The sequence below is a fragment of the Pseudomonas sp. P5_A2_2 genome (assembly GCF_054177685.1).
On sequence record NZ_JBGCUL010000478.1, the window covers coordinates 1 to 3,461 of the forward strand.

Genomic DNA, 3,461 nt, shown 5'->3' on the forward strand with positions numbered 1-3,461 from the left:
GAAATGATGCGGGGCTCAAAGGCCTGTCTGACCTGAGTTTTTTATCGGCATTACCGACGTCATCGCGAGCAAGCTCGCTCCCACAGGGTCATGTGTCGTTGATCAAAGGCTCAGCCACGATCCCGGGGAATCAGGCTCTGCAACTGCTGCGCCAGAAGATTCGCATCGAACGGGAAGATATCCGGATCCTTCAGTCCATTGGTCTTGCGCCACTGCCAGCTACGCGACGGTGGTTGGCAAACCAGCGAGACACTGCCGAAACGCGCAGCGGTCAATCCCATCACCGCCAATGAAATCTGCCCACCTGCCCCCATGACTTCCGGGACAAATTCCACCGGTCTGCCGGCAATCACAATGGACAGTTTCTCGGTCTTGAATGGCGATGTCTCGACAGGAATGCTGGGGCCCGAGGCGACATACGCTTCGCGGTTCACTTCCAGCAGGTTCGGCGCCTGCACCGGCTCCAGCCATTGCTGAATCTGATCGAACAACTCATTAATGCAGGTGGCCCAAACCGCCGATTGCGACTCGAACAGTTGCTTCTTGTGTGCTTCGCTTTCGGCGTAGTGGCGCAGCATTTCACCCAGTTGCTGTACATCGTCCATTGCAGTGTTCCTTTGGTTGCAGCGGTGCTACGGACTTTGAGCATGGCAGATGCGTGCAGCCGGTGTGCAACTAACAGCCGGGAGGTACGCCAGAGGTTCGCCCTGGGCGGCTGACTCAACCGGCCTTGGGCGGGCGACGCAGGCGCGCCATGCTCAAGGTGTCCACCAGCACGCCGTCGCGCACGGCGTAATCACGGAACAGGCCCTCGGTTTCGAAGCCGAACTTGCGGTACAGGGCAATGGCCGCTTCGTTGTCGGCGTACACCGAAAGCTCGATGCGCTGCAGATTCATCCAGTTGTCAGCGATATCCAGTGCCGTCGCGACCAGCTTCGAACCCACGCCCTTGCCCTGCCACGCCACCGCAACGCCCATACCGAAACTGCCGGCATGGCTGCGACGAATGCGTGAGAACTGCTCCAGGCCAATGTTACCGATGACCGTCCCTTGATGCAGGGCCACCACTTTCACCAGGCGTTCGTTATCCAGCGCCAGGCGACTGCGCCAGAGCTCGGTGGACTGAAACGGCATTTGCAGGGTTTGTCGGGCGATCTGCGGGTCGTTGTACAGCGCCGTGATGCCTTCGATATGGGACTCGTTGAAGCGTTCGAGGGTGATAACGGGTTCGGTGGCTGGCATGGGTGAATCATCCTTGAAGCAGACATGGCCGCTCACTCTATCCCGAACGAAACCTTTGTGGCGAGGGAGCTTGCAGTCTATTCAAGCGATCTTCATTCAAACCACGCCCGGCGCTCGCTGAAGGTGTTTTCGATCAACTCGACGATCATCCGTACCTGCGCATCGTCCCCGGAATGGGCATTGACCGCCATCCACACCTGACGTCGCATCGGCTGGTCAAACAAGCCCGGCAAGGCAACCAGCCCGCGGTCGAAGTGGCTCATGTAGTGCGGCAGCAGGCCGATGCAGGCACTGCAACGGATCATCTCCAGCATCAGCTCCCAGGATTGCAGCTGCACCGCTCCGGCCAGGCGCTGATCCACCAGCGCATTCCATGGCCGCAAGCTTTCAACCTGGCCGTCCTGCTGCCATTGCACCAGGAGAAAACCGGCCAGGTCATCCAGGCATTCCGGCCTGGAAGCGACCCGCGAGTAGCGCTTGGCAATATGCGGCAGGTAATCCAGTTGCACCAGACGCCGGGGTTCAGTGGTGGCAAAGCTTGGCCCCGGTGATGGCGACTCGGTCTCGCCCAGCCACACCACCACGTCGGCGCTGACCGCCTGCAATGACAATTCGCTGTCGAGCGTGATGATGTCCAGCCGCACGCTGGCGTTGCGCCGCAGCAGTGTAACCAGGCCGCGTCCGAGAAGGTCATGCAGGATCGAATCCGCCACGGCCAGCCGAATCAACGGCTGCTCGATCACCGGTAAATTGCGCTCATGGGCCAGGGCGATCAATTGTGCGTGCAGCCGCAAGCCATCGCGGCTGAGGCTGAATCCATTGTCGGAATGAACGAACAGCGAACACTGGAGTTGCGTCTCCAGCAGCACCAGTTGCCTGCGCAGGCGGGTGGCCTTGAGGTTGAGACTGCGGGCGGCCTGCATGAAGCAACCGCAACGGGCGCTGGCGGTGAAACACAGCGCCAGTTCGGGGTCGATACCTGCTGCCAACTGGCGCCAGGAGGGGTTTTTATCAATGGCTACACGATACTCGGTAGCCCCCAGGCGGGTGCTGGTTTCCATGACTGACATCTAAGACTCCCTGTCGATCTGACACTGACAGTTACATCCTGCGGATCGTTCATGAACCTGGCATGACAAAGACTCAGGTGCTGGGCGTCTGGCGAAAGCTCACGGCCAGGCGGTTCCAGCTGTTGATGGTGGTGACGGCGATGGTCAAGTCGACCATTTCGCTTTCACTGAACTGCTCCCGGGTTTGGGCGTAGACATCGTCCGGCACGTGGCTTTCGCAGAGCAAGGTGACCGCCTCGGTCCAGGCCAGCGCGGCTCTTTCCCGCGGATTGAAAAAATTACTGTCGCGCCAGACCACTATGCAATAGAGGCGCCGATCGCTTTCGCCCAGGCGCCGTGCATCCACCGAATGCATGTCGGTGCAAAAGGCACAGCCATTGAGCTGCGAAGCGCGGATCTTGATCAGGTGCAGCAGGCCCTGCTCGATGCTCAGGCTGCTGGTCAGGGCCTCCATCGCGATCATGGCTTTCATCGCTTTGGGGGACGCGCTGTAGTAATCCAGGCGGGGGGTCATGGAGCGATCTCGTGCAGCAGTGATGTGATTCTCACGGTAGTCGCTGGCGCGGGGGCATGACAGATCCAATCAGGCGAATTCTCCGGGGACCACCGCCGCCAGACCAATTGACGGTTTTTCCACTGCACAACTTCTGCACGACAAGCGGATAGGGGTAATCTTGCGCGACGCACACGCGCCTCAACAGCCCCGGAGCCTCGCCGGTATGGAACTACATGTTGTCATCAACGGCCGCAAGGACCTGGCCGGCCAGCTGTACAACCAACTGCGCAGCGCCATCGAGTCCGGTCGCCTGACCGCCGGGACGCAACTGCCGCCCAGCCGTTTGCTGGCCGAGCAATTGGGTATTTCGCGCAAGACCATTTCCGATACCTACGCCCAGCTGACCTACGAAAACTTCCTCACCGGCGTGGTCGGCAAAGGCACTTACGTCAACGCGCGCACTTCGAAGGTGCAGCGTAAACAGAGCCATTGCGAGCTTGCCGGTTTCGAGGTGATCGAGTCCTGGCGCAACCTGCCGGTGTTTCTGCGTCACCCGACGCTTGAGGGCTCGCTGCGCTACGACTTCATCGGCGGCGCCACCGGCAAGGGCCAGTTCCCCCAGGATGACTGGCGACGCTGCACCTCTCACGCAC

General features: G+C 60.3%; 5 protein-coding genes. 1 reads left to right on the forward strand and 4 read right to left on the reverse strand.

Annotated features, from left to right (window positions below; translation table 11 throughout):
- Positions 1-110: 110 nt before the first annotated feature.
- The 4 genes from ACXRVY_RS20705 to ACXRVY_RS20720 form a co-directional block, all read right to left on the reverse strand.
- Positions 111-605 carry a hypothetical protein gene (locus tag ACXRVY_RS20705; RefSeq protein ID WP_223462900.1) on the reverse strand — a complete coding sequence of 165 codons (495 nt, stop codon included), beginning with the start codon at positions 603-605 and terminating at the stop codon, positions 111-113.
- A gap of 115 nt (positions 606-720) precedes the next feature.
- A complete protein-coding gene (locus ACXRVY_RS20710) occupies positions 721-1,242 on the reverse strand; it encodes a GNAT family N-acetyltransferase (RefSeq protein ID WP_223462901.1) in 522 nt (173 codons plus the stop codon).
- A gap of 92 nt (positions 1,243-1,334) precedes the next feature.
- The gene (locus ACXRVY_RS20715; protein WP_223462902.1) at positions 1,335-2,312 is read right to left on the reverse strand and encodes a LysR family transcriptional regulator; all 978 of its coding nucleotides are present in this window, start codon (positions 2,310-2,312) and stop codon (positions 1,335-1,337) included.
- A gap of 73 nt (positions 2,313-2,385) precedes the next feature.
- On the reverse strand, positions 2,386-2,826 hold the full coding sequence (locus tag ACXRVY_RS20720) for a carboxymuconolactone decarboxylase family protein (RefSeq protein ID WP_223462903.1): 441 nt from the start codon (positions 2,824-2,826) through the stop codon (positions 2,386-2,388).
- 205 nt (positions 2,827-3,031) lie between these two features.
- Between ACXRVY_RS20720 and ACXRVY_RS20725 the strand changes: the two genes are divergently transcribed.
- On the forward strand, positions 3,032-3,461 hold a 430-nt coding region (locus ACXRVY_RS20725), incomplete at its 3' end, for a GntR family transcriptional regulator (protein WP_458238124.1).

What these genes read in the sequence shown, in the direction of transcription:
- ACXRVY_RS20705 (WP_223462900.1), bottom strand. Translation starts at nt 605, where the DNA reads ATGGACGATGTACAGCAACTGGGTGAAATGCTGCGCCACTACGCCGAA.
- ACXRVY_RS20710 (WP_223462901.1), bottom strand. Translation starts at nt 1,242, where the DNA reads ATGCCAGCCACCGAACCCGTTATCACCCTCGAACGCTTCAACGAGTCC.
- ACXRVY_RS20715 (WP_223462902.1), bottom strand. Translation starts at nt 2,312, where the DNA reads ATGTCAGTCATGGAAACCAGCACCCGCCTGGGGGCTACCGAGTATCGT.
- ACXRVY_RS20720 (WP_223462903.1), bottom strand. Translation starts at nt 2,826, where the DNA reads ATGACCCCCCGCCTGGATTACTACAGCGCGTCCCCCAAAGCGATGAAA.